Origin of the sequence: Segatella copri, assembly GCF_019127135.1 — a bacterium.
In the GTDB taxonomy this organism is placed as follows: Bacteria; Bacteroidota; Bacteroidia; order Bacteroidales; family Bacteroidaceae; genus Prevotella.
Window position 1 is genome coordinate 1 of the sequence record NZ_JAHOEA010000193.1, and the last position, 425, is coordinate 425.

General features: G+C 52.2%; 1 pseudogene. It reads right to left on the reverse strand.

What is annotated here, in order from left to right:
• Window positions 1-425 (reverse strand): annotated as a pseudogene (locus tag KSW37_RS15820) (hypothetical protein); the annotation flags it as partial.

Below are 425 nucleotides of genomic sequence, written 5' to 3' on the forward strand. Positions count from 1 at the left end.
ATTCCTCCATGGGGTTGAATTCGGGACTGAAGTTACTTCTGATTACCGTATCCAGCTTTTTCTGGGTGGTGCAGATGTTATCCAGTTCCATCTTCACGAACAGGGAATTGCTCACCCGGGTATCCACTTCGGTCCAGTCGAGATAGAGCTTCTCTCCGGTGTTGATGGCGCGCACTTCATACTGGTTGCTCAGCGTGTTGTGGTGCATTTCATATCGGGCTCCCAGCCATCCCAGCAGTGCTCTCATGCTGGTATAGCGTTTCTGCTCATCCTCTCCCTGCTGTCTTATCTTCCAGGTTCCCAGCCGCTCGGTATGCTTGTAAATCTCTCGTGCCACCCGCTCGGTATCGGCATATTCGCCGCCAAACTTATCTGCCATGTGTTTCACAGCCTCCTCCTTTTCGGCTCCGAAACAGAGGCAGAAT